Here is a 24,391-nt window from a genome sequence, read left to right on the forward strand (position 1 = left end):
TATTATAGGTGTTTCCTTGTAAGTAGGGAATGAAATTTGTATAATATAACTACGATAAAAGCGGGTGTGCAAATGAAATTTTCACTAATCGGAGTAAGTTATAAAAATACGGATATATCTTTAAGAGAACGTTGTGCATTTAGTGATACGCGCATTCTTTCTTTTTATGAGCAATTATTATCCTATGGAATAGGACAAGCAGTACTTCTTTCTACATGCAATCGTAGTGAAGTATACTTTTTATTTGAACATGAACAACAACGCATGAATTTAAAAGCCTTGTTTATGGAATATACAACAGAAGAGATAGAACCTTATCTCTTTGAGAAAACAGATAAAGAAGCAATCACTTATTTGTTTGAAGTATGTGGGGGATATCACTCTTTAGTAGTAGGTGAAGACCAAATACTACATCAGATGAAAAATGCATATGAACTTTCACGTGCGGTAGGCGCTTGTGGAAAACAATTACATAAGATCTTTCAAAGCTGTTTTGCAAGTATTAAAAACTTGAAGGCCACAACAGAAAGGGAACAAAAACCATTATCCATTGCGTATTTAGCAATGCAACAATTAAAGGAAAACATATCCCTACAAGATAAGACGATGATGATCATTGGAAATGGAGAAATGGCAGAATTGATGCGTACCTATGCAAAGGAAGAAAACCTAAAACGTCTTTTATTATGCAATCGAACTAAAGAACATATCCAAATAGATAAAGATATCGAAATCATTCCTTTTGAAGAACGTTACCAAGTTATACAACAATGCGATGTCATCTGTAGTGCAACTGCAAGTCCTCATATCATTCTTAAAAAGGATAATTTCCCAAACATACATAAACTTCTTTATATGATAGATTTGGCAATACCTCGAGACATTGATACCAATCTTCGTACAATTGAACATGTCCATGTGTTGGATATGGATGACTTAAAAGAATATGCACGTATACATTTGTCGAGACGTGTATCTGCCTTACAAACATACCATGAAATATTAGAGAAGGATATCGAAGAACTTTGGAAGTGGCTACAACATCATAGCTTTGATGAAACTATTCTAACTTTGCAAAAACGAAGTGAAGAGATGGCAACACAAACCTATGATTTGTTAAAAAGGAAGCTTACACTATCAAGTCATGAAGAATATGTATTAAAGAAAGTACTACACAGTTCGTTTATGCGGTTGATTAAAGAACCAGTAATGCAACTAAAAAAGTTAGAACAAGAAGATCAAAAAGCGTATCAACAAATGTTGGAAATGCTTTTCCAAGGAGATGATGAACAATGAAATGGATATTAGGAACCAGAGGAAGTAAACTAGCGATTGCGCAAAGTGAACAAGTGAAACATCTACTGGAAGAAGCTTATGATGATGTAGAAGTAGAACTAAAAATCATTAAAACAACAGGCGATAAAAGGTTAGATGTACCTTTAGATGAATTGAATGATAAAGGTGTTTTTGTAAAAGAGATTGAAGAAGAACTTATAAATGCAAATATTGATTTAGCGGTTCATAGTATGAAGGATATGCCTTCTCAATTGGATGATCGTCTTTGTTTTACAAAAACATTGTTGAGAGAAGATGCACGAGATGTCTTGATTTTACGTAATGCGACTTCACTTGAACAATTGCCACAAGGCGCAAAAATCGCAACAGGAAGTAAGAGAAGAAGTGTACAATTATTAAACATACGAAAGGATTTATGTGTATGTGGAATTCGTGGAAATGTAGAAACACGTATTGCGAAAATGCAGGAAGAAAAGTTGGATGGAATTGTACTTGCTGCTGCAGGTCTTCATCGTTTGCATATGCAATCTTATATTCGTGCATATTTCGAAGAAACAGAAATGGTTCCTGCTTGTGGGCAAGGAGCTTTGGCAATTGAAATACGAAAAGATAGTACAGAAATTGCTCAGCGTATACAAAAACTTTGTGATGAACAAGTTCATCAAGAAGTGGAGATAGAGCGTGCTTTATTAAGTGCAGTGGATGCAGGATGTCATACTCCTTTTGGAGTGCGTGCTCATATTGTAGAGGATGAAGTATCTCTTTTCGCTGTGTATCAAGGAGAAAATCAAGAACTTCATCAGGTACAAAGAAATTATCCACTGGATACGATTATGGATGAAATACAAGTGCTTGCAAAAGAACTAAAAGAAGGAGAAAGAACGTGATTTACATAACAGGAGCAGGCTGTGGTGATTTCTCTTTATTAACGTTGAAGGCAAAAAGAGTAATTGAACAGGCAGATTGCATACTTTATGATCGTCTTTTAGATCCTCAAATCTTACAGCTTACAAACGATAACTGTGAACGGATATATGTGGGCAAACAAAATCACCATCATAGCCTTCCACAAGAAGACATTCAAAAACTTTTAGTAGAAAAAGGACAACAATATCAAAATGTGGTACGTCTTAAAGGAGGAGATCCCTATGTGTTTGGTAGAGGGAGTGAAGAAGCTTTATATCTAGCAAAGCATCATATAGAGTTTGAAATCATTCCTGGTGTAACCTCTGGTATTGCAGGAAGTGCACTTGCTGGAATTCCAGTAACTCATCGAGGATGTGCATTAGGATTCCGTATTATGAGTGCACATACAAAGAATGATACGTTTGCACAAATGGATTTTGAATCTATGGCAAATACCCAAGATACACTTATTTTTCTCATGGGATTGAATAATCTAGAAGAAATTGTACATCATCTTATACAAGCAGGTAAAGATACTCATACACCCATAGCTCTCATTAGCAATGGCGGTAGATTCAATCAAACAAGCGTACAAGGTACACTATCTAATATTCTTAAACAGGACTTAAGTTCCATTGTTTCTCCAGGTATCATTGTGGTAGGAAATGCAGTAAAATTTCAAAATGAACTTTCTTTTTTACAACACAAACCATTGTTTCAAAAACAATATTTGATGGCTTGTATGCAATACGATGAAGAAATTTTGTGGCAATTTCAAGAAGCAGGTGCCCACTTGGATATGATAACTTGTGGTCGTATTGTCCATCTTCCATATACAACATCGTATCCAATAAATGAATATACGCATATTCTATTTACAAGCAAACATGGCGTGGATGCTTTCTTTCACCAACTGTTTGAAAAAGGAATGGATCTACGTACATTCGCACATACAACAATGTGTGCCATTGGTCAAAAAACCGCAGAGCATTTGAAACAGTATGGTTGCATTGCAGATGTTGTATCAGATGTTGCTAACAGCGAAGGATTTGCACAGTGTTTAAAACATGTGCTTACAAAAGAATCTAATGCCTTATTACCAAAGGCAAAGAATCATAATCGTATCTTAGAAGAAAGCATTTCTCAGTTGTGTTCTATAGAGTCCATTAAAGTTTATGAAACCATACCATCACCATACACTATCCAAGAAAAGGATTATAATGGAATCTTATTTACTTGTTCTTTTGTCGTTCATGAATGCATGAAACAACTACATACTTGGAAGAACATTTTACAAAAACCAGTCTACGCGATGGGAAAGAAAACAACGACAACTTTACAAGAATATGGCTTTCAACATATCATAGAACTTAAGGAAGCAGACCGTTATCAATTTATAGAAAGTATTCTAGAGGAGGAACATCATGTATAGAGGAAGAAGACTTAGGAAAAACGAGAAAATACGCTCGCTGATACAAGAAACAACACTACGTAAACAAGATCTTATTCTTCCTATCTTTGTAATAGAGGGAACAGGTATTTATCATGAAATTGAAACCTTACCAGAAGTGTATCAATATTCGATTGATAAGTTACATATCATATGTGAACAAATGATACAGGCAGAAATCTATTCTTGTATTCTCTTTGGCATTCCTATGCATAAAGATGCGTTTGGAAGTAGTGCTTATGATGAACATGGCGTTGTACAAGAAGCCATCCGTTTTATGAAGAAAGAATACCCTAGCATATATATCATAGGTGATGTATGTATGTGTGAATATACAGATCATGGACATTGTGGGATCTTAAATGAAAACCACGAAGTTGACAATGATGAAACACTCCCTTATTTGAATAAAATCGCCTTAAGTTATGCGAAAGCTGGCATTGATATGATTGCGCCAAGTGACATGATGGATGGACATATCGCAACACTTCGCAAAGCATTGGATGAAGAAGGATATCAAGAAGTAGCGATTATGGGATATAGTGCAAAATACGCATCTAACTTTTATGGACCATTTCGTGCTGCAGCAAACTCTACTCCATGTTTTGGAAATCGCAAAGGGTATCAGATGGATTATGCCAATGCTAGAGAAGCATTAAGAGAAGTTGAGGCAGATATTGAAGAAGGTGCAGATATCATCATGGTAAAACCAGCCCTTGCTTATCTTGATATTGTGGCAACTGTGAAACAACGTTTTTCACACCCACTTGCGGTATATAATGTGAGTGGAGAGTACGCTATGTTAAAGATGGCAATTGCAAATGGTTTACTTGCGGAAGATGCTATCATTGAAAGTATGTTATGTATGAAACGTGCAGGTGCAGATATTATCATTACATATTTTGCATTATATTTGGCAAACTGCATTGATGAAGGACGGATATAAAATGAATAATGAAAAATCCAAAGAGCTTTTTGAAGAAGCTTGTAAATATATACCTGGTGGAGTAAATTCCCCTGTACGTTCCTTTGCAAATGTAGGAACACCTCCTATATTTGTAGAACGTGCATCTGGAAGTCACGTGAACGATGTAGATGGAAACTCCTATATTGATTATATTGGTTCATGGGGGCCAATGATACTAGGACATGCCCATCCCATAGTAACATCCCATGTGGATGATGTTGTGAAAAAGGGAATCAGCTATGGCTTGTGTACTGCAAAAGAAATCGAACTAGCAAAGCTAATTTGTGATGCTTATGCAGGAGTAGATATGGTTCGCATGGTAAATTCAGGAACTGAAGCAACGATGAGTGCGATCCGTGTAGCTAGGGGTTACAGTGGAAAAGAAAATATCATAAAATTTGAAGGATGCTATCATGGACATAGTGATGGTTTGCTAGTACAAAGTGGTTCAGGAGCATTGACCTTTGGTATACCAACCAGTCCTGGGGTTCTACATGATGTAGTGAAGCATACCCTAGTTGCGAGGTATAACGATATCAATTCTGTAAAAGAACTGATTACAAACAACAAAGGAAATATTGCGGCCATTATTTTAGAGCCTGTGGCAGGTAATATGGGAGTAATTCCAGCAATAAAAGAATTTTTATTTGCATTACGAGCGCTATGTGATGAAGAACAAATTGTACTCATCTTTGATGAAGTGATTACAGGCTTTCGTCTTCGATATGGTGGAGCAAGTGAATATTACGGTATTGTTCCTGATATGGTTTGTTTCGGGAAAATTATTGGTGCTGGAATGCCAGTAGGTGCTTATGGTGGTCGTGCAGATATTATGAAAATGGTATCTCCACAAGGACCGATTTATCAAGCAGGAACACTTTCAGGAAATCCATTCGCAATGGAATTAGGTGTACGTCTTTTAACTTATTTAAAACAGCATCCAACTTGTTATCAAGAACTAGAAGAAAAAGGGAAGTACATGAAAGAACAACTTCAACGTATGATAGAAGAATATCAACTTCCATGTGTGGTGCATCAAGTTGGTAGCTTATGTTCTCTTTTCTTTAGAGATGAATTACCTTATAACTACCAAGATGTTTCCTCATGTCATACGAAAGCATATACCATCTTTTTTCAATCCTTATTACAACAAGGTATCCTCATTGCCCCTTCACCATATGAAGCAATGTTTTTATCCACTGCCCATACACAAGACGATATAGATACAACACTTAATGCAATGAAACACGCTTTAAAACAGGTAAAAGAACATGTCTTTTCATGTAGAGATTGATATAGCGAATGCTTCTGTTTTGATTCTTGGTGGAGGTAATGTTGCATTGCGTAAGACAAAACAATGTCTTGAAGAAGGCGCGAATGTATTCATTTTATCGAAAGAAATAAAAGAAGAATTTCGAGAACTTTCTATTACGATAGTACATGAACCTTATCATAAGGCAATGTTATCTCAGTACTTGTTTTGTATTGCTTGTACAAGTGATAAAGCATTTAATGAACAAGTCTTTGCGGATGCGAAGAAGATGCATTGTTTATGCATGGGAGTACATCAAGAGGATGCATCGAACATGCGACCAATGGTAAGCAAAGATTTTGATGATTTTCAAATCGCTGTTTCCACAAAAGGTAAGTATCCAGCCATGACGTCTAATTTAGTAGATGAAGCAGGTGCATTTCTTCAAGAAACACAAGGGGAACGCTTACGATTGTTAAGTAGTATTCGTAAAGCTTTACCTAATAATCTAGATGCATGCACACGACAGAAATTTTGTCGCCTATTGCTTACTGTATCATACGATATATTATTACAAATAAAAGAAATATTAAATCATGATTCAATGCGTGTGCTTTGTTACCATGGGGTAAAGGATGAACACGTGTTAGAAACAATCAAAAACTTTGAAACCTTAGTTCAACAAAAGCATTCAAAAGAATTAGTATGTAGTGCTTATCTATCACAAGCGGTTTGTAAAACAATCAATGCAAGTAACTATAAAGTATTTGAACTTGGTGTATTCATACCATATTTCCATCAATTTCACAAAACAATTATCTTACAACCGATGTTATTTCAAAAGGGAGCCTATTTTGATTTGATTCAGAAATGGGATACGTATTCGAATGTGTTTATAGAAGAACCAATGTTCGCAAGTGATGATGCAATAGAAGAATTATGCGAATGCATTTCCTCCACGTATGCAACGTATGATCAAATCCTTGTTTGTTATCATTCTAGTAAAGATGGTGATTTTTGTAACAAATTAAAAAGGCTTGCGCCACAATTTCCAAATTTGTATTTTTTAAGAGAAGTACAAATACCATTAGAAGTAGTGGTCAAAGAAAAGCACATACTAGTGCTATCACTTTATATGCTATCTGGTAAACATAGCAAAGATGATTTAACAAATGTACAAGAATTAAGAAGGAAAGGATATAAAGTGACGTATATAGAACAAAGTATGATAGAATTAGAGTGTATACAAGATTTGTGGATACAAAAAATATAATAAGAATATAGATTATAGTAGTTGAACTGTTCCTAGCTAAGACATAGGAGCGGTTTTTTTTTGTTTGAGCTATTTGTTGGATTGCTTTTTCTTGAATTTCATGTCATAACGTGTCGAATGTATCATACGCTATATTGAGGTAGATGCGAATGAAAAAAATAATAAAAGTCTTAGTTGCTATGTGTATGTTGTTTTCTGTATGCTTACTTCCTATTCAAGCGGAGAGTGTAAAAATTACTGGTGTTGATTTAGCTGGGAGTGCTAAGTCCGCATATTTAATCGAGAATACGACAGGTAAAGTGATTTTTGCGAAGAATGAAAAGGAGAAACTTTATCCTGCAAGTATGACAAAAATGATGGGATTATTACTTATCTTTGAAGCTTTAAATCATCAAAAAATTAGTTGGAAAGATGATGTGACAACGAGTGAATATGCAGCGAGTATGGGTGGCTCGCAAGTATTCCTTGAGGTTCATGAAACCATGAGTGTAAAAGATATGGTGAAATCGATTTGTATTGCATCTGCCAATGATGCCATGGTGGCGATGGCAGAAAAGATTGGTGGAACCAATGATAACTTTGTGGAAATGATGAATGCTAAAGCAGAAGAATTGGGTCTTATCAATACGCATTTTGTAAATGCTACGGGTCTTCATGATCCAGATCACTACACTTGTGCGAAAGATATGGGGGTACTTGCGCAAGCACTAATCAAAGAAGGTGGCGATGAGATGTTAGCTATTACTTCTACGTATGATGCTTATATTCGAGAAAACAGTGATAATAAATTCTGGCTAGTGAATACGAATAAATTACTAAAACAATATGAAGGTGTAGATGGATTAAAGACGGGGTTTACCAGTGAAGCTCTTTCTTGTATTACAGTGAGTGCGAAACGACAAGATTTACGTCTTATCGCAGTGGTTATGGGGGCACCAAGTAGTAAAGAGCGTAATGCGATAGCAAAACAAATGTTGGATTATGGGTTCTCTCAATATGCACAAGGTTTATTGTATAAAAAAGGATCTAAGTTAGATGAAATTACTTTTGAAAATGGAAAACCAGGAAAAGCAAATATTGTGGCGTTGGAAGATGTTTCCTATGTGTTTGAAAAGGGAAAAGAACCAAAGGAAAAGAATAAGAAAATTGTAATTACAAAACGTTCGTTGCCATATGTAAAAGATAAGAAGATTGGGTATGTACGGGTGGAAATGAGTGATGGGTATTATATGGAAGTTCCGATTGGAGTTCATAAAACGATTGAGCCACTAGACTATATGGATATTTTTATGAAAACATTTAAAGATGTATTCGCATAAGCAATTTTAGAACTTAGGAATAAAATAAGAGTGAGCATCACAGACTAGAAAAGAAAGAAGGTATCTGTGATGGCAATTCTATTCATCATTTTAATAGTTTTAGGAACATTCTTTATCCTGTTATTTCTTTACTCATTGTTGAAAATAGCGCATATATCTGATGTATGTGCAGGGTATGATGAAGGAAGGTTGACACAAGAGGAACCGCAGGAACATATCGTCTCTTAAAGAAGGGTGAAGAAAGCCCTTTTTTTCTTTTTTTGTCGAGTGATGACAAGCTTTGTCGAATATCCACAAAGCTTTTTTTAAACGTGATACTATGGGTGTCGGAGGGATAAATTATGAAACATCAATATTCTAATGGAATCTTATATTTTTATTTTTATGGAGATTTCGATAACCTGAGCGTATGTAATCTCAAACAAATATGCATTGATTTAATTGAGAAATATAAGCCAGAAAAAGTAATGATGGATTTTGAAGAAGTTACGTTTATCGATAGTACAGGTATTGGATTTGTTTTAGCACGTTATAAACAACTACTGAAGATGAACAGTGAACTTGTTTTATGTAATCTATCAAAGAGCAATCAGGTATTGTTTCAGATGTCTGGTGTGTTTCAGATTATGAAACATGAGAGGAATGGGGTTAAATTATGAACGAGATGAAATTGGAATTTTTAAGTAAATTAGAGAATGAATCGTTTGCTAGAACAAGTGTTGTTGCATTTTTAATGCCATTGAATTTACCGATGGATTGCGTAATGGAGTTAAAGACAATGTTAGCGGAAGCAGTTGTTAACGCTATGATTCATGGGTATGAAAAAGAAGAAGGTATGGTAAAACTACATGTGTTTTATGATGAAGAATGTATACATATGGAAGTCCGTGATGAAGGTTGTGGTATTGAGGATATTGAACAAGTGATGGAACCAATGTACACAAGCAAAGCACATTTAGAAAGAAGTGGAATGGGAATGACAATTATGCAAGCATTCGCAGATCAATTTCATGTGACATCACAAAAGGGGAGCGGGACATTAGTAGAGATCACGAAAAGAATTCCAAATGGAAACGCAAGCGACTAATGAAGAATTGATCACAAAGATCAAAACAGGGGATGAAGAGGCAAAGAGCCAGTTTGTAAAACAAAATAGTGCACTTGTGTATTCTATTGTGAAACGATTTTCAAAACAAAGGGTGACACAAGATGATCTATTTCAGATTGGTTGCGTGGGGTTAATGAAAGCATTGAATAATTTTGACACTAGTTATCAAGTGAAATTTTCTACATATGCAGTTCCTATTATTATGGGCGAAATTAAACGATTCTTTCGAGATGATGGAAGTATTCGTATTTCTAGATCTTTAAAAGAAGGATACCTACAAATGATTAAGACAAAAGAGGTTTTAATGCAAAAACTTAATCGAGACCCTACGTATCAAGAGATAGCAAATGCTTTGCAGATGGATGTGAGTGATGTTATCTTAGCATTTGAAGCCAATCAGTTCATATACTCATTGGATGAAACAATATATGAAAACGATGGTTCTCCAATTCTTTTAGAAGATAAAATTAGCAATCAAAATGAAGAAGACATTGTGATGATGGTTTCTTTACGTGATGAAGTATCACGCTTAGAACAAAGAGAACAATTGTTGTTGCATTATCGTTATGATTTGGCTATGAAACAAGAGGATATTGCGATTAAACTGCATATTTCACAAGTACAAGTATCAAGATTAGAAAAGAAAATCTTAGAGAAATTAAAATCTCGTCTAGTTCCATCATAAGATATTAAGCACACCCAATAGACAATGTTATTCTTCCGAATGAAGTAGCATTGTCTTTTCTAGTTGAGATAGCAGTTGTAGTGACTTGTACTAGAAGAAGAATCTATGATATAATACATGACTGAAAAGAACGGAGTGTAAACATGGCACTAGCAGATTTATATTATTTGAGCGATCATGAAATAGATCGACTTTATAAAACCTTCGCTAAAGATTTCTACATGGACGATTTATACTGTACTTTATTTAAAGATGATAAAAAACGTGAATTATTTTTAAATAAATATTTCAAACATTACATACAACTTATACGACCATATTGCTATTTTGTTGCCAATGATAAGAAACAAGATTGTGTTATGGTGGTATTTGATTCAGCATTAGAAAACAAACGATATTGCTTACGCGTAGTTTCATTGAACTTAAAGATGTTAATTGTTATTATTCGACTCTTTTCTTGGAGTGGGATACGTCATTTAATCTCTTGTTGGGATATGTTTACCTCACGATGGATTAAAGACTTCGTAAGGGAAGATTACTTACACTTAGACTTATTATCAACACGTGAAGAAAAGCGTGGACAAGGGCTTGCGGGAACAATGCTAGAGCAAATTGTTGAAGAAGCAAGCTTGCGTCATTGTGATATCACGATGGAAACCCATCATAAAGAAAACTTAAAGCTATATGAACGATATGGTTTTATGTTGATGAGTACAATTTCTCATGAAAACGATGATGTTATACAATACAATTTATTGAACAGAAGGGAAAAGGAATCCAAATGAATTTAAAACATAGAGTACAAAACTTTTGGAAGTATTTTACACAAAACCAAAACGATTTAGAAACAGCTTTAAAAGAAAACAATGCACAAGAAGTACAACGTATGTTGTTAGATTTTAATGAACGTTTGAAAACCATAAGTGCTTGTAAAATGGAAATTGAAATGAGTGAAACTGGTTTTTATGAAATGACATTTGATACAGCGGGTAATAAAACTTCACAACTAGCGGCAGCCCTTCTAAAAAAAGATGCGCCCAAACAACTAAGTGAAGACTGGATTATCAATGCCTTTCGTCAACCTTTAAGTGAAAAAGCTTTGAACTCGGTATTGGAAATTCAAGGAAAACAATATACTGGGGCAGACTTCAAAGTGTATTATACAATTGATGATACATCAAAGACACTTCTACTAAAAGTATATTGTGAAGGATTAAAAGAATTAGAAGATGATAAGAAGAATTCTATAACGGCTTATATGCTAGAACTATATCTAGGAGAATTAGAATTTGAAGCACGTATTTCTCATGTGGAAATTCTAGATGAAGAAAGTGATGAAGAAGATGTATGTTTACTTCCAAACTTATATGAAGATATCTGTGATATCATTGTAGAACGTGATTGGATGGAATATCATGATCCTTTGTCTATATATCTTGCCTATAAATTGGATGAAAAACCAGTGAGTGAAACGTTACGTAATGATCGTAAACTTATTATCACTACCAATCCACAATTACAAGAAGAATTGTTAAATAAACAATATGATACATGTAAGGACTTTGTAAATTTAGGTGGGGAATATGGCTTCTTATATTACGAAGTATTATACGATGATGAAAAAGAAGCACTAGTTCGTCAACAATTGGAAAAAGAGCTACATGATTTGTTGTATCCAATGTCAATTGCACGAACTATGGGTGGAGCTGTAGGGGAATACTATTCCTATATAGATGTTGCGATATTTGATATCGATGGATTTGAAATTGCATTAGAAAAAATCAATGAAAAGATGACATTTCCTGTGTATTATAAAGGATATCTATAAGACAGAGAAATAGTCTTTTTCTTTACTTCTAACTTTCTTTAAAATTTCATATAGTACAATAGGTGATAACATGTTTACAACCATATTCGAAGTACTCTCTAATGCGTTGTGTTATGTAGGATACATTCGTAGTAATTCCTTTGCACAACCACTCGATAAACAAGACGAAGAAAAATTTATTGAATTATTGTCTAAGAACGATGAAGAAGCTAGAAACAAATTGATTGAACACAACCTTCGTTTGGTTGCGCATATCGTAAAGAAATATGATTTTAAAAAGGAACAGACAGAAGATTTAATCAGTATTGGAACGATTGGATTGATTAAGGCAATCGATTCTTTTAAACCAGAAAAGGGACATAAGCTTACCACGTACGCATCGAAGTGTATTGAAAACGAAATTTTAATGTACTTACGTAGTTCAAAGAATTACTTTCAGAATGTATCCTTAAATGAACCAATCGCGACAGATAAGGATGGAAGTGAGATTATGTTGATCGATGCCATATCTTCTCCAGAAACAACGAGTATCATTGATGATATGATGGTGGCAGATAACATTGAGAAACTAAAACGCTTCATTCATGTATTAGATAATCGAGAATTAGAAATCGTTACAAAGCGATTTGGCTTATATGGACAAGAGGAATTAACACAACGAGAAATTGCAAAACAACTAAGAATCTCTCGTTCTTATGTTTCTCGCATAGAAAAAAGAGCCTTTATGAAAATCTATCGAGAATTTCAAAAGGAAGATAAGAAAAAGGATCGAAAGAAAAAATAAGACGCGTTGTCTTATTTTTTTATTTCGATCGTATACATACGTAAAGCACTACCATCTGCATCTTTTACCATGGTTAAAAAACTCCAACCACATTGTTCGTAAAAGCTTGTATGAGAAGTAACAAGGTACAAGTGTGCTAGCCCCATGCTAGATGCATCTTTACATATATGTTGCAATAGTTGTTTTGCGATACCTTGTCTACGATAGCTTTCTTCCACCCATATGGCACATATATTAGGATGAAGGTCCTTACGGTCATGGAAGTCGTTCTCAATCAGTCCAGCACCAGCGATGATTTCATTATGATCATTTTCGATTATATACCAAGCGGGAATAGCAGAGGTAAATGATGCTTGGATACTCTTTTGATAGGCGATGAGTGGGTACTTCCATTTTTGATGAAACCAAAGAATGGCTTTCTCTGCTTTTTCAGGGTGATCCTTGACTTTTATAACATGCATTTTATTTGCTCAATATATAAGCTAATAATAAGTTAGAAGTTTCTACTACTGCATCAATGTGGCATCGCTCCATCCCATGTGATGCAAAACATCCCATGCCAAAAGCTGCGGCATAGACATTGTTTCCTGCACGAATCGCTGCACTTGCATCTGTACCATAATGGTAAAATACATCTACACTATATGCAATCTCGTTTTGTTTAGCTAGATGAATAAGTTTACTTGTAAGTTCACGATCATATGGGGTGTAATTGTCTTTCGCACAAATGGATACTTTGTACTCACTCCCTGTATGATCTGGTCCAATCAAACCTATATCTAAGGCAACATATTCTTCGACTTCAGGTGGTAAATATGCTCCGCCATGTCCAATCTCTTCATATAATGGGAAAGCGAACAGCGTAGTATATGCTGGTTTTATCTGTTGTTGTTTCATAAGTTCAAGCACTGCAAATACAGCACCAACTGCAGCCTTATCATCGATGAAACGTGATTTTATATAACCTTTTTCTGTATAGTGATAATCAGGGTCGATGGAAATAATATCTCCATGTTCAATTCCCAAATCACGTACTTGTTGTGCAGTAGTAACTGGCTCATCTAAGATGACCATCATATTTGCTTCTTCACGAACATCACTTCTTGCTTCATCAAACACGTGTGTAGAATGTGCTTTGCATACCAGCAATCCTGTATAGAAACGATCATCCCTTGTATGAATGTGCACACTACATCCTTCACAGTTATTATAATTGACACCACCTAAATTTCTTAGTTCAAGAGTACCATTATCACAGATATGACGTACCATAAGACCTATTGTATCTAAGTGAGCTCCTACACAAATCGTTTTGCTAGTATCTTTTCCTTCTACTTTTATATAAGCAGTTCGCTTACGATCATAGCTTACTTCATAGCCGTATTGGTGTGCTAATTCTTCAAATACTGGTTGAATTTGTTCATAATATCCAACAGGACTAGGTGTTTCAATTAACTTTCTTGTAACGTATTCAATCGTTTCTTTTTTGATATTTGTATTCATAAATAACCTCCAATAATATACTTATTGTATCATAATCAAAGGGGAATTATATATCTTTTAGTTTTCTTTTCGTTTGTAATGAAATGATGATTGATAAGATGCTTGCGATAAAGATAATGAAAAATTGTTGATCTGAAAATACTTCAAAAAAGTAACCGTAAAGGGATTGACCAATTGGATAAGAACACATCACAATCATTGTAACAAAGGAACTTACTTTTCCTAAGAGATGTTCAGGAGTTGCTTGTTGTAGATAGGTTTGTGCTAAAATATTAAATATAGCCGCAAATGCCATAGAAAGCACACTTGCAAATAAGACAAGAGCATAGCTCATATAGGCACTATCTTTAAAAAGTAATGCGACACCAATCAAAGAAATTGCAATACTTCCAAGTAATAAAAACTTATAAGATTCTTTTATGGTTGTTTTTTTGAAGAAAACAGATAAAGCAATACTACCAACGATAGAACCTATCGCAATACTTGCCTCTAACCAACCGTAGAAAATAGGAGGTAATTGTAAGGTGATATTGGATATAACTGGAAGACCAACCGTAAGTAGACTTGATAAAACCATGTTTAACAAAGCAAGAATAATCAATAAACCAAAGAGTGTAGGTTTTACTTTCATGATGAAATGCATACCTTCTTTTATATCTGATAAAGATGTTTTGATGACGTTTTCTTTACGTTCCATTCTTTGATAAGGTATTTTCATAATGCATTCAATGATTGCAGAGAAAAAGAAGCTCCCAGCCGCAATCCATAATAAATTGGGGAAAGGAATGAAGGAAAATAAAATTCCTCCTAGGATGGGTCCTAATAAGGTAGATAATGCGTTGATTTGCACAACCAATCCATTGGCAGTAACAAGTTCATCGCTCTCTACTAATAAGGGTACACTAGATTGCACAGATGGTTGATAACATGCTTGAATGATAGATAATAAAATCATTACTGTTGCGATGATAAAAATAGGGACATTTCCTTGTAAGGCAAATAGAGAGAATCCAAAAATAATCGCAGATGTAATAAAATCCAAAACCAACATGATATGTTTACGAGACACACGATCCGCTAGAATTCCACCAATAGGGGACAATAAGATTGTTGGAAGAATAGAAATGGAGAGAATTGTCGCAAAGATTGCGGCGGAGCCACTCTCTTCAAGAATATACAAAGAAATAGAAAAACGTAGTATAGAATTACCAAATAGAGAAATGATTTGTCCTAAAATCATAAGTGAGAAATTGCGGTTTTTTAATAGTTTCATAATTGTTCCCTTCCTTATAATACCGAACGACGGTATGTATATTAGTTTAAATAAACTACCACTAGGGTAGTATTAAACAGCTTTTGCTAAGCGATCGAAGTATTCAAACGCTAATTGTTCTACATGATCATTGATAACAGGTAGTCCAATGGCATCGGTGAAATATCTTAGATAATGAATCTTCGTTTTTAAATCTTCTGGGGAAAATCCAGTAATAGGGGAAAGTACCCAATAATTCACAAGCATCAAGACAACTTGAGCAAGACATTTTGCATCTTGTTTACGAATACTTCCATCATCCATTCCTTCTTCAAGCATGCCCATAATCGCCAATGGATTCTCAGTTAAGTTATTTTTCATATCCATCATAAAGAACTTAGGATCTTTCCAAATGTTAATGGTGAGTACATCCATATCTGCTTTGCTTTGGTTAGAAAGTTGCAATACAAAGATTTCACGAATTTTTTCTAATCCTGTTAAATCATCTCGTTCTTTAATATTGCCAAACATCGCATGATCGTTATAGTAATGATTTCCTAGAGCTAATAAAATTTCTTCTTTGCTTTTGAAGTGATGATATATAGCACCTTTGGACATACCTAGATCATGTACAATATCTTGAATGGTTGTTTGTTCATATCCTTTTTCTGAAAATAGTCGAAGACTTGTGTCCAGTATTTTCTTAATCGTTTGTTCTGGATATTTATTTCTTGCCATGGCACCTCCATTACATACATACGTTCGGTATGTATAAAATATAACATAGTAAAATAGCGTTGTAAAGGAAAGAATATAGGAAAGTTGTAAATAATTAACGCGCACCAAAGCTTTTACTACACGGGGATAGAAAAATATGGTACAATGATGCTTGAAAAAAGGAGATTTTATGCTAAAATTATTTACCCCTAACTATTATATACATAACTATAGCGCATTGCGTGTACAATATCTTTTAGATCATGGTATTCAAGTGTTGCTATGCGATATCGACAATACATTAGTACCACACGATGTTGCACAGCCCGATGAGGATGTTTTGAGATTCTTGAAAGCTATTCAAGAGGCAGGTATTCAGGTTATTTTTATAAGTAATAATGTAGAAGAGCGTGTGCATGTATTTGCGAAAGGATTGGATGTATTATGTTATCCATTTGCTATGAAGCCATTACCAAAGACCTACCGAAGAATCATAAAAGATATAAAAGTATCGAAACAACATATCGCGGTACTTGGAGATCAACTGATGACCGATGTGTTAGGTGCTAATATGATGGGGTTACATACGATTTTAACAGCGCAGGCTGTAGAACGAGATTTATCATTTACAAAAGTCAACCGAATTGCGGAAAATATAGTGTTTAAATTATTGAAAGTAACGAAGAAGTTGACGAAGGGAGAATTTGATGAGTAAAATCTGTAAAGGTTGTGGAGTTGTATTACAAAATCATGATGAACAAGCCATTGGGTATACACCTAAGATGGAAGCTGACTATTGTAAACGTTGTTTTCGTATTCGCCATTACGATGATGTTGTAATTTCTATGAAACAAGGAATTGATAGTGATGCAGTACTAACAAAGGTACAAGAAAAAGATGCCTTAATTCTTTGGGTTGTAGACTTATTCGATTTTGAAGCAAATATATTACCAGGCATTAATCGCCACTTGATGGGAAAAGATATTATCATGGTCGCAACGAAGCGAGATTTATTGCCAGTTACGATTGGAAATGAAAAACTATCAAAATTCATTATGGCACGTTTAAAGGATTTAGATATCAAAGTAAAAGGAATTGTAATTTGTGGAGACTTGGTAAAACATGCCACAAAAGAATACAACGATTCCATTGATGAAGTAGAATATGCAATGGAATACTATCGTAATGGACGTGATGTGGTTGTCATGGGAATGGCAAATGCTGGAAAGAGCACCTTGTTAAATGCGATGTGTGATACACAGGACTTAACCACCTCAAGACATCCAGGAACAACCTTGGATTTCAATGAAATAGAGCATCATGACTTTGTGATTTATGATACTCCAGGTTTAACTAGAATGGATTCTTTACTCACACATATCGATGACAAGCTATTAAAAACGTTAATTCCTTTAAAACCATTAAAGGCAAGAGGATATCAGTTTTATGAATCCCAAACCTTATCCCTAGGAGGGTTAGTGCGTTTGGATTTGATTGGTTGTGAGCAAGTAAGCTGTGTTGCGTATTTTAGTGATCGATTAAAATTGCACCGTAGTAAAGCAGAAAAAGCAAATCAATTGTGGAGTGAACATTTAGGTGAATTATTATCACCAGCTCTAGATGAGAATTATACAGACATGCGTACTTTTGAATTACATCATGTACGTGATAAGGTTGATGTTGTCATCCATGGTTTGGGATGGTTTTGTATTAGTGGAAATGTAGAAACATGTAAAGTGTTTGTGCCAAAAAATGGCAATGTAACATTTAGAAAGGCTATGATATAAGATGTTAACAGGAAAACAAAAGAGTTATTTGCGCGGAATTGCGCAAACAAGAAATGCATTATTTCAAATGGGGAAGGATGCATTATCAGAAAATTTAGTGAAAACTATTTCTGATTCCTTAGAAGCTCATGAACTAGTAAAGGTTTCTTTATTAAAAACATGTGGTATTAGTGCAAATGAGGCAGCAATCGAAGTAAGTGCTGCAACACATAGTGAAATTGTACAAATTATCGGTAGAACTTTTGTGTTGTATCGTAAGAGTAAAAAGAACAAATTGGAGTTGTAATATGCGAATTGCGGTATTAGGAGGAAGTTTTGATCCGATTCATGTAGGGCATTTACAAATAGCGAAAACAGCGCTAAAAAAGCTTTCTATTGATGAGGTTTGGTTTATGCCTACAAAAGAAACACCTCTAAAAGAAGGACAATGTGCAAGCTTTCAAGATCGAGCAATGATGGTGAAACTTGCTATTCATCCATATCGTCATATGCGTTTATGTACGCTAGAAAATGAATGGGAAGATCGTTCGTATACAATACGTACGGTAAAAGAACTACAAAGACGATATCCTATGCATACTTTTTGTTGGTTGATTGGAGATGATCAAGGACAACACTTTGATGCATGGAAAGATAGTGATGAATTGAAGAAAAGAATTCCTTTCTTTGTCTTTTCTAGGATAGAAGAGAAGTACACACTTCCACAAGGGTTAACACGTGTTCCCATGGATTTGGTAAGGGTTTCTAGTACCCAACTACGTGCAGGACATCAACTATATAGAATTCCTAAAAGTGTCTTACGATATATTGGAAAAAAAGGTTTATATATAGAAGATATGATCCAAGATAAAATGAATGAAAAGCGATATGTACACAGTGTTTCAGTCGCAAACTTATGTGTACAATTAGCGAAAGCTCATCAACTAGAGACACGCGTTGCGTATCTTATGGGAATTGCACATGATGTTTGTAAACAACTACCACTAGCGCAAGCGAGTATTTGGATGAAAACACATCTTCCACAAAATATGGAAGAAGCAAGTTCCATTTGGCATGGCTATATTGGTGCGGATTATATACGCAAATATTTCTATATGGATGATCGCCGTATTTGTGAAGCAATTTATCATCATGTGAAAGGACGTAATCGTACAGATTACGATCGTATCTTATATATCGCAGATAAGTTGGATCCAAGCCGTGGGTATGATTCCAGCAAACAAATTGAAATAAGTATGAAATGTTTAAAAGAGGGATTTAGAGTAGTAAAACAAGAACAACAAACCTATCTGAAAAAAGAAGGAATTATAAAGGAGTAATTATACATGAGTGATTTATTAAATATTGTACAAAAAGCAATCGATGAAAAGAAAGGGGAACATGTCCTTAAATTTGACTTTCGTTCCATTAATCCATTCATCGATGATTCTATTATTTGTAGTGCATCGAATATTCGTCAAGTACACGCAATTGCGCAAAATATCAAAGATCGTGTTCGTGAACATGGATATGATATTCGTTCCATGGAAGGGAACAGCGAATCTCGTTGGGTATTGGTAGATATTGATACAATTATCGTACATGTCTTCTTACAAGAAGAACGTGAACATTTCCAACTAGAGAAGTTATATGCAGATCTTCCTAGTGTGGACTTTACTTTATGATGTATCAAGAGTTAGCCCATTTCTATGATGCTTTAGTAAAAGATGATGAGGCTACTGCAGATTGGTTATCACTTATCAAACGCTATGTAACAAGTGGACATATACTAGAACTTGCTTGTGGAAGTGGAGAAATCACCATTGCACTAGCAAAAGAAGGATATCAAGTAGATGCCAGTGATTTATCTGCGGATATGATTCAAGTAGCACAAGAAAAAGAGCACAGTGAGTTGGTGAACTGGTCTGTCATGGACATGTGTCACTTTAATGTGGAAAGCCAATACAATGGCATTCTTTGTTTGTGCGATAGTTTTAACTATGTATTAAAAGAGCAACAAGTAGAACAATTGTTTCAAGATGTATGGGATCATTTACAAGATGAAGGAATCTTTATCATGGATATGCATTCTTTAGATCGTTTGGAAGAATTCGAAGAAGAATATAACGAAGTTGGGCATATGGGAGATTGTGATGTACAGTGGACCATCATGAGTGAAGAAGATCGTATTTATCAAAACTTTGCTTTTTATCATAGTGATGGCACCATGACTTTGGAACAACATATACAAAGAGTATATGATCCGGTGTATATCAAAGCATTGTTAGAGAAACAAGGTTTTGATGTGGCAATCTTCACAGATTTCAAACAACCTGGAATTTGTACTGGAGAAAAACAATTCTTCATATGTAGAAAAGAGGTAAGCAAATGATCGCAATCATTGCAGCTATGGATATAGAAGTAGAAGCGATTACTTCTATTATGAGTAATGTAGAACAACTCGAAAAATCTGGAGTTTCATTCTTTAAGGGGACAATACATGAACGTCCACTTCTTGTGATGAAAAGTGGTGTTGGTAAAGTGAATGCAAGTATGTCCACAACTATCCTATTAGAACGCTTCTCTATTGATCGTGTTGTGAACATTGGTACTGCTGGTGGACTTAACCCTACACAAAATATTTTGGATGCTGTTATTAGTGATGATGTTGTACAACATGACTTTGATACAAGTCCAGTAGATGGCAAAGAGGGTATTCGACTACGTTTTACAGCGGATAAAGATGTAGCAGATGTATGTGAACGCTCCCTGCATGCCTTGGGCGTCACTGTTCATCGTGGATTGGTTGCGAGTGGTGATCAATTTATTGCACGCGTAGATCAATTAGATAAATTAGCGGAAAACTTTCCTGAAGCAATATGCGCTGAAATGGAAGCTGGAGCAATTGCGCAAGTATGCGCTCATTATCAAGTCCCATTTGTTGTATTGCGTTCTTTATCGGATATCACCCATAAAGAAAACTCTCATATGGACTTTTGTGAATATGCAAAACAAGCTTCTAAAAGAAGTGCAGATTTCACTCGTGAGTTCATGAAGTTAAGTGCTTTATAAGATACGTTCATACGTGTCTTTTTTTTACTGACTCGTTATATTTATTGTCGTTTTTTCTATGTTCAAATTAGGTTGGAATCCATTGTTTAGTGTTTCTGAAGACAATTTTACCATTTCTGATGGTGTTTCTTGCATATCTCTATAAAACCAAAATAATAAATGATTGTAAATACCACCTACATGATACGCTAGTTTATATTTTTCAGTAAGTGATACACTTTCATCTGTGCTTTCATAATTAAAGTATTTATGAAAAACTTCTAACAGTGGATAGGTTAAATTGTTTTTATAAAGTATTAATAGTTCGCTTTTATGGGTGTAGAAACAATCAAAAATAGAGGAAAGATACTCCTCTAAAGTAAAGATGTTTTTATTCTGATAAATTTCTTCATATTCTATCATTAATTTTTCGAAAAAATAATGAATTATAGTGATTTTAGATGAAAAATTACGATAGTAAGTAGACCGATTCACACCTGCTCTTTCTGTAATGTGACTTATTGACAACGCATCAAATTTCTTTGTTTTTAATAATTGAAAAAGAGCTTCTACAATATAAGACTTCATCATTTCGGTAGTGGTATCTTTTCTTCTCATATAAAGCAACACATCTCCCTTCTTTGTTGCAGTTAAGCGCTAGCATCTTGTTATGCATAATTTTATTTGCTAAAATTAAGCAACACTTGTTTCTTTATTATATTTCAAAACATTTATAAAGGTCAAGTTTAATAATGAAATGGAGGAAAAAAGAATGTTTCGTGAATTAAGACGTCAAGACAGGTCATTGAGTACAGAACAATCATTAGAGATTTTGAAAAATCAAAAATTTGGTATTCTTTCTTTATTTGGAGAAGATGGTTATCCATACGGAGTACCAATCCATTATGCTATGATAGGAGATTCATTGTTTTTTCATTGTAGCTTAGAGAATGGACACAAGGTGGAAGCAATTAGAAAAAATTCAAAAATCAGTTTTACAGTGGTAGAAACTGAAAATGGAGTAAAGGCTAAAAGCGTCATAATATTTGGAAATGCAACAGAAGTAGTAAATAAACGTCAGTTTGTTTTAGAAAAGATAGTTGAAAAATTCGTTCCAGAATTGGCATGGAAAGACGCAAAAGTTGGTATTCCACACGCACTAGAAAGTATATCTACATTCGAAATCAACTATACACATATCAGTGGTAAATGGATAGATAAACCAGAGGGAAAATAATGTATCTTTTTAACGAACCATTGCGAGAAGGATTAATTTTAAAAAGAAGTAGTCGTTTTACGTTGGACGTTTTATTAGATGGGAAACTAATAAAATGTCATTGCCCTACTACTGGTCGAATTGGAGATATTGAGACTAAGAATATAGCTTGTCTAATTTCTGTGAGTAAAGACAAGAAAAGAAAATTACCTTATACTGTTGAAGCAATTTCTTGTGATGAAATAGATAAAAATGAAAAAAATTGGATTGGTATAAATCAAATTTTATCAAATAAGCTAGTTGAGCATTTTTTACGTCAGCACGAACTAGATAAGATGATTTCTGTATTTTCAGATATAAGTAGAGAAGTAGAATTGGGGATTTCCAAATTAGATTTTTTCGCAGGATTTACATATATTGAGGTTAAGACTCCACTTACTACGTTACACGTTAAATACGGAAAGCATATAAAGGTTAAAGCGATAACACCATTTTCATCTACGGAAAGGTTTACAAAACATATCAATGAACTTGCTGGCTCGCTTGAAAATCATAAACGAGCCATTTTACTAACGGTTTATCAATATGAAGTTACACAGAAGAAAAAACATCAAAAAAGCACTCATTATGAAGAAGTAAGACATGCTATGAACGTTGCTATAAATAAAGGGTTAGAAACTTGGGATATACAGTTTCGATTTACGCCAAAGGGTGTCACATTATGCATGTATGAAAATACGACAACAAAAAATTCCATTAATGGATGAATAATGTGGTCATTATCAAGATTGATTAGTGATTTCTTCATGTATTTTCTTTCATAAATCTTTAAAAACGACTAGGTTTCAGATGATTGCACTTAGTCGTTTTTATTATCTGTTAAAAAAAGGCAAATAATGATGTGATTTGCCTTTGATTGCTAATTATGTAAATCGTTCTTATTACTAAGGATTTGTCTTACTATGATTATGTTTTCATAGATTTGGTTAAGCAAAGTTTTTTCTTATGAAAGATAGTATATCTTTGCTAATGTAAGCATAATGCAACCCTTCCACATGGTTTAGACTGATGAGGTATTCTTTTTTATGTTTTGGTGGTTTTGCTTTGTATACTTTTATACAAATGTTTGTTTTCTTCTTGACTCTCCTCTTACAGGAGGATTTAACATACTTTTGTAAGGAGGTATTTATCATGGAACAATGTATTGTCGCAAAAGATATTACGAAGGTGTATGGAGGAAGAAAGGTTGTGGATTCTCTTAGTTTTGAAGTACACAAAGGAGAGGTGTTTGGTTTATTAGGTCATAATGGAGCAGGTAAGAGTACAACCATAGATTGTTTGCTTGGACTTACAAAGATGGAAGAAGGAAGTTGTTGCCTGTTGGGGATGGATCCAAGGAAGGAAAGAAAAGCCTTGTTTGAACGCGTTGGTGTACAACTGCAGAATTCACACTATCCAAACAATATAAAGGTAAAAGAAGTGTGTGAAGAAATGGCATCGTTGTATAAAAACGCTATGAAGTATGAAACTTTATTAGAAAAGTTTCATTTAGCTAGCTTTGAAAATCAAAAAGTAGACGCATTGTCCGGAGGGGAGCGACAACGTTTAGCGGTGGTAGTTGCCTTATTGTCAAATCCAGAAATGATATTCTTAGATGAACTTACGACAGGATTGGATGTGGCCGCAAGAAGGGAAGTATGGCAGGTTTTACACGATTTAAAAGAAAAGGGAATGACCATTTTTTTGACATCCCATTACATGGAAGAAGTGGAGAATTTATGTGATCGTGTACTTATTTTGAGAGATGGCAAAAAAGTGGTGGAGGGAAGTGTACAAGAAATCGTTGAGCATAGTCCATATGAGAATTTGGAAGATGCTTACTTATGGTATACAAAAAAGGAGACCAACTATGAACTTGTCAAGTAAAACATGAAAAAAAATAAGACACGATAAAAAGAACTAACAAGGTAGCTAATTTAAAAAGATAGATGAAAAGAAAGTCTAATCTAAAATAAATT

At 34.5% G+C, this 24,391-nt stretch carries 29 protein-coding genes; 24 read left to right on the forward strand and 5 right to left on the reverse strand.

Annotation, left to right across the window (positions count from 1 at the left end; all coding sequences use genetic code 11):
• The first annotated feature begins 72 nt into the window (after nt 1-72).
• From hemA to sigK, 14 genes are all read left to right on the forward strand, one after another.
• Complete coding sequence (gene hemA / locus ACWG42_RS06695) at nt 73-1,296, forward strand: glutamyl-tRNA reductase (RefSeq protein ID WP_455791057.1); 1,224 nt, start codon at nt 73-75, stop codon at nt 1,294-1,296.
• A complete protein-coding gene (gene hemC / locus ACWG42_RS06700) occupies nt 1,293-2,183 on the forward strand; it encodes a hydroxymethylbilane synthase (protein ID WP_455791059.1) in 891 nt (296 codons plus the stop codon). Before hemA ends, hemC begins: the two co-directional genes overlap by 4 nt.
• A complete protein-coding gene (gene cobA, locus ACWG42_RS06705; protein ID WP_455791061.1) occupies nt 2,180-3,634 on the forward strand; it encodes a uroporphyrinogen-III C-methyltransferase in 1,455 nt (484 codons plus the stop codon). The genes hemC and cobA overlap by 4 nt, the downstream gene beginning before the upstream one ends.
• Nucleotides 3,627-4,598, forward strand: coding sequence for a porphobilinogen synthase (hemB, locus tag ACWG42_RS06710; RefSeq protein ID WP_455791063.1), 972 nt, complete (start codon nt 3,627-3,629; stop codon nt 4,596-4,598). The genes cobA and hemB overlap by 8 nt, the downstream gene beginning before the upstream one ends.
• A 1-nt stretch (nt 4,599) precedes the next feature.
• Nucleotides 4,600-5,913, forward strand: a complete 1,314-nt coding sequence (hemL, locus tag ACWG42_RS06715; protein ID WP_455791064.1) for a glutamate-1-semialdehyde 2,1-aminomutase — start codon at nt 4,600-4,602, stop codon at nt 5,911-5,913.
• Nucleotides 5,891-7,144 (forward strand): precorrin-2 dehydrogenase/sirohydrochlorin ferrochelatase family protein, encoded by a 1,254-nt coding sequence (locus ACWG42_RS06720; RefSeq protein WP_455791066.1) that lies wholly within the window; start codon nt 5,891-5,893, stop codon nt 7,142-7,144. The genes hemL and ACWG42_RS06720 overlap by 23 nt, the downstream gene beginning before the upstream one ends.
• 149 nt (nt 7,145-7,293) lie before the next feature.
• Nucleotides 7,294-8,463 (forward strand): serine hydrolase, encoded by a 1,170-nt coding sequence (locus tag ACWG42_RS06725; RefSeq protein ID WP_455791068.1) that lies wholly within the window; start codon nt 7,294-7,296, stop codon nt 8,461-8,463.
• A gap of 69 nt (nt 8,464-8,532) precedes the next feature.
• Nucleotides 8,533-8,691 carry a hypothetical protein gene (locus tag ACWG42_RS06730; protein ID WP_455791070.1) on the forward strand — a complete coding sequence of 53 codons (159 nt, stop codon included), beginning with the start codon at nt 8,533-8,535 and terminating at the stop codon, nt 8,689-8,691.
• A gap of 113 nt (nt 8,692-8,804) precedes the next feature.
• Nucleotides 8,805-9,122, forward strand: coding sequence for an anti-sigma factor antagonist (locus ACWG42_RS06735; protein ID WP_455791072.1), 318 nt, complete (start codon nt 8,805-8,807; stop codon nt 9,120-9,122).
• Nucleotides 9,119-9,550: an anti-sigma F factor gene (gene spoIIAB / locus ACWG42_RS06740; RefSeq protein WP_455791073.1), complete on the forward strand. Its 432-nt coding sequence runs from the start codon at nt 9,119-9,121 to the stop codon at nt 9,548-9,550. Before ACWG42_RS06735 ends, spoIIAB begins: the two co-directional genes overlap by 4 nt.
• A complete protein-coding gene (locus tag ACWG42_RS06745; protein ID WP_455791075.1) occupies nt 9,531-10,256 on the forward strand; it encodes a sigma-70 family RNA polymerase sigma factor in 726 nt (241 codons plus the stop codon). The genes spoIIAB and ACWG42_RS06745 overlap by 20 nt, the downstream gene beginning before the upstream one ends.
• A gap of 143 nt (nt 10,257-10,399) precedes the next feature.
• Nucleotides 10,400-11,041 carry a GNAT family N-acetyltransferase gene (locus ACWG42_RS06750; protein ID WP_455791077.1) on the forward strand — a complete coding sequence of 214 codons (642 nt, stop codon included), beginning with the start codon at nt 10,400-10,402 and terminating at the stop codon, nt 11,039-11,041.
• On the forward strand, nt 11,038-12,084 hold the full coding sequence (locus tag ACWG42_RS06755) for a hypothetical protein (protein WP_455791078.1): 1,047 nt from the start codon (nt 11,038-11,040) through the stop codon (nt 12,082-12,084). The genes ACWG42_RS06750 and ACWG42_RS06755 overlap by 4 nt, the downstream gene beginning before the upstream one ends.
• A gap of 70 nt (nt 12,085-12,154) precedes the next feature.
• A complete protein-coding gene (gene sigK, locus ACWG42_RS06760; RefSeq protein ID WP_455791079.1) occupies nt 12,155-12,868 on the forward strand; it encodes an RNA polymerase sporulation sigma factor SigK in 714 nt (237 codons plus the stop codon).
• Nucleotides 12,869-12,879: 11 nt separating this feature from the next.
• Here sigK and ACWG42_RS06765 read toward each other — a convergent pair whose 3' ends face one another.
• The 4 genes from ACWG42_RS06765 to ACWG42_RS06780 form a co-directional block, all read right to left on the reverse strand.
• Complete coding sequence (locus ACWG42_RS06765; RefSeq protein ID WP_455791081.1) at nt 12,880-13,329, reverse strand: GNAT family N-acetyltransferase; 450 nt, start codon at nt 13,327-13,329, stop codon at nt 12,880-12,882.
• A gap of 1 nt (nt 13,330) precedes the next feature.
• Nucleotides 13,331-14,371, reverse strand: a complete 1,041-nt coding sequence (locus tag ACWG42_RS06770) for a M42 family metallopeptidase (protein WP_455791083.1) — start codon at nt 14,369-14,371, stop codon at nt 13,331-13,333.
• Nucleotides 14,372-14,417: 46 nt separating this feature from the next.
• Nucleotides 14,418-15,644, reverse strand: coding sequence for an MFS transporter (locus tag ACWG42_RS06775; protein WP_455791085.1), 1,227 nt, complete (start codon nt 15,642-15,644; stop codon nt 14,418-14,420).
• 72 nt (nt 15,645-15,716) lie between these two features.
• A complete protein-coding gene (locus tag ACWG42_RS06780) occupies nt 15,717-16,361 on the reverse strand; it encodes a TetR/AcrR family transcriptional regulator (protein WP_455791086.1) in 645 nt (214 codons plus the stop codon).
• A 169-nt stretch (nt 16,362-16,530) separates the two neighbouring features.
• Between ACWG42_RS06780 and ACWG42_RS06785 the strand changes: the two genes are divergently transcribed.
• Genes ACWG42_RS06785 through ACWG42_RS06815 form a run of 7 tightly spaced genes read left to right on the forward strand, consistent with a single transcriptional unit; the run spans nt 16,531 to nt 21,178 of the window.
• Nucleotides 16,531-17,055 (forward strand): YqeG family HAD IIIA-type phosphatase, encoded by a 525-nt coding sequence (locus tag ACWG42_RS06785; RefSeq protein WP_455791087.1) that lies wholly within the window; start codon nt 16,531-16,533, stop codon nt 17,053-17,055.
• Complete coding sequence (gene yqeH, locus ACWG42_RS06790; protein WP_455791089.1) at nt 17,048-18,127, forward strand: ribosome biogenesis GTPase YqeH; 1,080 nt, start codon at nt 17,048-17,050, stop codon at nt 18,125-18,127. The genes ACWG42_RS06785 and yqeH overlap by 8 nt, the downstream gene beginning before the upstream one ends.
• Before the next feature lies 1 nt (nt 18,128).
• Complete coding sequence (locus tag ACWG42_RS06795; RefSeq protein WP_455791091.1) at nt 18,129-18,413, forward strand: YhbY family RNA-binding protein; 285 nt, start codon at nt 18,129-18,131, stop codon at nt 18,411-18,413.
• Between the two features lies 1 nt (nt 18,414).
• Entirely contained in the window at nt 18,415-19,446 is a 1,032-nt protein-coding gene (gene nadD / locus ACWG42_RS06800) for a nicotinate (nicotinamide) nucleotide adenylyltransferase (protein WP_455791093.1), read from the forward strand.
• Nucleotides 19,447-19,452: 6 nt separating this feature from the next.
• Nucleotides 19,453-19,791, forward strand: coding sequence for a ribosome silencing factor (gene rsfS / locus ACWG42_RS06805; protein WP_455791094.1), 339 nt, complete (start codon nt 19,453-19,455; stop codon nt 19,789-19,791).
• Nucleotides 19,788-20,498 carry a class I SAM-dependent DNA methyltransferase gene (locus tag ACWG42_RS06810; RefSeq protein WP_455791096.1) on the forward strand — a complete coding sequence of 237 codons (711 nt, stop codon included), beginning with the start codon at nt 19,788-19,790 and terminating at the stop codon, nt 20,496-20,498. The genes rsfS and ACWG42_RS06810 overlap by 4 nt, the downstream gene beginning before the upstream one ends.
• Nucleotides 20,495-21,178, forward strand: coding sequence for a 5'-methylthioadenosine/adenosylhomocysteine nucleosidase (locus ACWG42_RS06815; RefSeq protein WP_455791097.1), 684 nt, complete (start codon nt 20,495-20,497; stop codon nt 21,176-21,178). Before ACWG42_RS06810 ends, ACWG42_RS06815 begins: the two co-directional genes overlap by 4 nt.
• A 24-nt stretch (nt 21,179-21,202) precedes the next feature.
• On the opposite strand, the gene ACWG42_RS06820 is transcribed toward ACWG42_RS06815, so the two are convergent.
• Nucleotides 21,203-21,775, reverse strand: coding sequence for a TetR/AcrR family transcriptional regulator (locus ACWG42_RS06820; protein ID WP_455791098.1), 573 nt, complete (start codon nt 21,773-21,775; stop codon nt 21,203-21,205).
• Nucleotides 21,776-21,929: 154 nt separating this feature from the next.
• On the opposite strand from ACWG42_RS06820, the gene ACWG42_RS06825 reads away from it, so the two are divergent.
• From ACWG42_RS06825 to ACWG42_RS06835, 3 genes are all read left to right on the forward strand, one after another.
• Entirely contained in the window at nt 21,930-22,394 is a 465-nt protein-coding gene (locus ACWG42_RS06825) for a pyridoxamine 5'-phosphate oxidase family protein (protein WP_455791100.1), read from the forward strand.
• Nucleotides 22,394-23,140, forward strand: coding sequence for a DNA/RNA nuclease SfsA (locus ACWG42_RS06830; RefSeq protein ID WP_455791101.1), 747 nt, complete (start codon nt 22,394-22,396; stop codon nt 23,138-23,140). Before ACWG42_RS06825 ends, ACWG42_RS06830 begins: the two co-directional genes overlap by 1 nt.
• A 424-nt stretch (nt 23,141-23,564) precedes the next feature.
• Complete coding sequence (locus ACWG42_RS06835; protein ID WP_455791102.1) at nt 23,565-24,299, forward strand: ABC transporter ATP-binding protein; 735 nt, start codon at nt 23,565-23,567, stop codon at nt 24,297-24,299.
• The last annotated feature ends 92 nt before the right edge of the window (nt 24,300-24,391 follow it).

The sequence above is a fragment of the Amedibacillus sp. YH-ame10 genome, assembly GCF_053848885.1.